The organism is Mesorhizobium sp. M7A.F.Ca.CA.002.09.1.1 (genome assembly GCF_003998555.1).
GTDB classification, from domain to species: Bacteria; Pseudomonadota; Alphaproteobacteria; order Rhizobiales; family Rhizobiaceae; genus Mesorhizobium; species Mesorhizobium ciceri.
This window is the reverse complement of the sequence record NZ_RZRR01000533.1, coordinates 1-3,929: the sequence shown is the minus strand read 5'-3', so window position 1 is coordinate 3,929 and position 3,929 is coordinate 1. Positions and strand designations below refer to the sequence as shown.

4 protein-coding genes are annotated in these 3,929 nt (G+C 62.6%); all 4 read left to right on the top strand.

The window, feature by feature from the left end; all coding sequences use genetic code 11:
- Nucleotides 1-84: 84 nt before the first annotated feature.
- From EN994_RS21370 to EN994_RS21355, 4 genes are read left to right on the top strand one after another with little or no spacing between them, the layout of a single operon-like run.
- Nucleotides 85-732, top strand: coding sequence for an amino acid ABC transporter permease (locus tag EN994_RS21370; protein WP_127307789.1), 648 nt, complete (start codon nucleotides 85-87; stop codon nucleotides 730-732).
- Nucleotides 733-744: 12 nt separating this feature from the next.
- The gene (locus EN994_RS21365; protein WP_013532096.1) at nucleotides 745-1,404 is read left to right on the top strand and encodes an amino acid ABC transporter permease; all 660 of its coding nucleotides are present in this window, start codon (nucleotides 745-747) and stop codon (nucleotides 1,402-1,404) included.
- Nucleotides 1,401-2,165 (top strand): amino acid ABC transporter ATP-binding protein, encoded by a 765-nt coding sequence (locus EN994_RS21360; protein WP_063167835.1) that lies wholly within the window; start codon nucleotides 1,401-1,403, stop codon nucleotides 2,163-2,165. The genes EN994_RS21365 and EN994_RS21360 overlap by 4 nt, the downstream gene beginning before the upstream one ends.
- Before the next feature lie 8 nt (nucleotides 2,166-2,173).
- The gene (locus EN994_RS21355; protein WP_063170215.1) at nucleotides 2,174-3,817 is read left to right on the top strand and encodes a N,N-dimethylformamidase beta subunit family domain-containing protein; all 1,644 of its coding nucleotides are present in this window, start codon (nucleotides 2,174-2,176) and stop codon (nucleotides 3,815-3,817) included.
- The last annotated feature ends 112 nt before the right edge of the window (nucleotides 3,818-3,929 follow it).

The following is a 3,929-nucleotide window of genomic DNA, read 5'->3' as shown; positions in this document are numbered from 1 at the left end:
TCCGCAGCGACAGCCGCTGATCTCTCCTGGCTTCAGGCGAGCAAAGCCGCCTGAAGCCGAGCGTTACTCCTGCTGGACCCTTTCATGGATTTCTCCTTGATGCAGCGCGTCTTCCCGTTCTTCGTGGAGGCCGCCTTGGTGACGATCGAGATCACGGTGTTGGCCCTGGTCCTGGGCCTCGCGGCTGCTTCATTGGCCGCGGCCGCCAAGATGTCGAAATCGGCAATCCTGCGGACCATCGGCACGCTCTATGTCAGCCTGTTTCGCGGCACGCCGTGCCTGATCCAGCTCTTCGTGCTCTATTTCGGCGGCCCGCAGATCGGCATCAATCTGGAGCCGTTCGCCGCCGGCGTTATCGGCCTCGGTCTCAACATCGGCGCCTATATGGCGGAATCGATCCGTGGTGCGCTGGTCGCGGTCGACAGGGGCCAGACGGAGGCCGCCCGCACAACAGGCTTCAGCCGTTTCCAGACCTTGCGCAAGGTCGTGCTGCCGCAGGCCGCACGGCTGATGATCCGGCCGCTCGGGGTCAATACGGTTGCTTTGTTGAAGGGATCAGCACTTGTGTCGACCATTTCAGTCGTCGAACTGACCTACACCGCCCAGCGCTTCATCGGCTCCACCTACAAGCCGTTCGAGATATTCGGCGTTGCAGCCCTGCTCTACATGATCATGGTCTACGCGGTTGCGCGGATCGTCGACCTGCTCGACAAACGCTTCGCCATCGTCTGACCGGAGAGCACGATGCAAGGTTTGGATTTCACCGTCGTCGCGCCCTACTGGGACCTTCTGTTGATTGGTGCCTGGTGGACGGCGGTGCTGACGGTCTCGGCGGGCGCACTCAGCTTCGTCGGCGGCATCCTGTTCGCGGTCATCGTGCTCTACGCCCCTAAGATCGTTGCCTATCCCGTGCGCGCGCTCATGTGGGTGTTCATGGGCACGCCGCTGCTGTTGCAGCTGTTCCTGATCTATTTCGGCCTGGTGCAGATCGGCATCGACATTCCTGCCCTTGCCGCCGGCATTGTTGGGCTCGGCCTGCACTTTGCCGTCTACAATGCCGACATCATCCGCGCCGGCATCGTGGCCGTCGATGTCGGCCAGACGGAGGGTGCGCGCAGCATCGGCTTCGGCAAGTGGCAGACGCTGCGCCATGTCGTGATACCGCAAGCCATCCGCAACACGGCACCACCGATCGGCGGTAATCTGATCGCGCTGTTGAAGGAATCCTCGATCGTCTCGGTCATCGGCATCGCCGAGTTGGTCCATTCGGCCCAGCTGGCGATCAGCGAAACGTTCCGACCGTTCGAGTTCTACATCACCGCAGCGGCGCTTTATTACATTCTCAATCTTGTGCTCGAGGCGGCTTTGCGTCGGTTTGAAAGACATGTGGAGGTTTCCCGATGAGCACGCAGCGGCCAATGGTCGAGGTTCGCGGCGCGCGCAAATCGTTTGGCGCCGTCGAGGTTCTCAAAGGCATAGGCCTGTCGGTCGATCGCGGGCAGATCGTCGCCATCATCGGCCCGAGTGGCTCCGGCAAGAGCACGCTGCTGCGCTCCATCAACCATTTGGAATCCCTGGACTCCGGTGAAGTCTGGCTCGACGGCGTGCAGGTCAACCAGAAGCTGCACGGCCATGCCTTCGAGCGGCACATCAACAAGGTGCGCCAGCAGATGGGCATGGTGTTTCAGCACTTCAATCTGTTCCCGCATCTGACCGTGATCGAGAACATTTCCATGGGACCGATCATCCTAAAAGGCATGACCAAAAGTGACGCGCATGCGCTGGCGCATAGCCTCTTGTCCAAGGTCGGGCTCGCCGACAAGATCGACGCCTACCCCTCGCGGCTTTCGGGCGGCCAGAAGCAGCGTGTGGCCATTGCCCGTGCACTGGCGATGCAGCCCAAGGTGATGCTGTTCGACGAAGCCACCTCGGCGCTCGATCCGGAACTGGTCGACGAGGTCAACGCGGTGATGAAACAGCTTGCCGCCGAACACATGACCATGCTCATCGTAACGCATGAGATGCGCTTTGCCGGCGAAGTGGCCGACAGGGTGCTGTTCATGGATGACGGCGTGATCGTCGAGGAAGGCCCGCCCGGCGACATGTTCCGCGCGCCGCAGAAGGACCGCACGCGCAGCTTCCTCAAGAAATATCTTTCCGCCTGAGTATGACCATGACCAGCCCAAACACGGAATTCCCCGATTTCGGACTGACGCCGGAGCAGCGCCGCCACGCGGTGCGCGGCCACTATTACGAGTGGCCAGGCATGGATGGCGAGCGCGGCGAGATCTGGTGCTACAGCGACCGGTTTTCCTATCGCGCCGGCGAAACGGTGGCTTTGCATGTCAGTTCGACAGCTGCGACGTTCGGCATCACAATCACCCGAGATGGCGGCAGCGAAAACAAAGTATTCGAGAAATCGGGCATCGCGGCACGCTGGCAGGACACACCCGACCAGTGTTCGGCTGAAGGCTGCGGTTGGGACCCATCCTTCGAATTTCGCGTCGGAGCGGGCTGGCCGTCCGGCGCCTATCGGGTCACGCTGACCGCCGACGGGCTCGACGGCAAGCCGATCCAATGCCACCATATTTTCATCGTCTGCCCGCAGCCGGGCCGCAAACCTGGCCGCGTGCTCCAGGTGGCGGCGACAGGCACATGGCTGGCCTACAACACCTGGGGCGGCTCCAACCACTATCAGGGCATCACCGGGCCGGATCGCAACCAGTATTCGCCCATCGTCTCGACGCAGCGCCCCTGGTGCCGTGGCTTCGTCGTGCTGCCCAAGGATGCGCCGCGTGTGCCGCTGGAGGTCGCTGTGCCGCCGAAGACCGTGCCGCGCTATCCGCACATGGAGTGGGCGCTCGCCACCGGCCATTCGAAGAAATACGCTTCGTCCGGCTGGGCCAGCTACGACAGCCATTTTTTCCGCTTCGCCGAGCGGGCCGGCTATCAAGTCGATCTCGCCAGCCAGCATGATCTGCATTTTTCGCCGGAAATTCTCGACGGCTATGACTGCGCCGTGTTCGTCGGCCATGACGAATACTGGACCTGGGAAATGCGCGATGCCGTCGACGCCTATGTGACCCGCGGCGGCCATGCGGCGCGCTTTGCCGGCAATTTCATGTGGCAGACGCGGTTCGAAGACGAGGGCCGCCGGCAGGTCTGCTACAAATATCGCTCGCGTGCCGAAGATCCGGCCTATCTCCCAGACGGCGACGTCACCCGTGCCACCAATTCCTGGGAGGCGCCGGAAATCGGCCGGCCGGGTTCGGCGACCTTCGGGCTCAACGCGACGCGCGGTGTCTATGCCGGCTGGGGCGGCTGTGCACCGCGCGGCGTGCGTGGTTTCCCGGTCTACCGGCCCGAGCATTGGGCCTTCGCCGGCACCGGCATCTACTATGGCGACCTGCTGGGCGCCGACAGCCATGTCTATGGCTATGAGGTCGACGGGCTCGACTTCGAGATACGCGGCGGCCTGCCCTACCCGACTGCGACCAGCGGCGCGCCAGATGGCCTGCAGGTTCTCGCCGTCGGCATGGCATCCCAGGTCGAGGAAAGCGCCGATATCCCGATCGAGGACCAGTTCCTCACCGACGAAGACGGCCGCTTCACCGCCGAAACGTTGTTTGGCGAGGCGAGCGACGCCAATCTGGAAAAGGTCAAACGCGGCAACGGCATGATCGTCAATTTCCCGCGCGGCAAGGGCGAGGTGTTCCATGCCGGAAGCTGCGAATGGGTCGCCGGCCTGCTAAGACAGGACCCGATGGTCGAACGCGTCACGAAAAATGTCCTCGATCGTTACCTCGGAAAGCCCTGACATGTCGAAAGTCCAATCCGCCGTTCAAGAAACCGAAGCCCGGCGAGACTCGCATCTGTTCTATCTGTCCAGCCTGCGCCGGCCGCTGATCGACCGCGCCGAAGGCATCTAC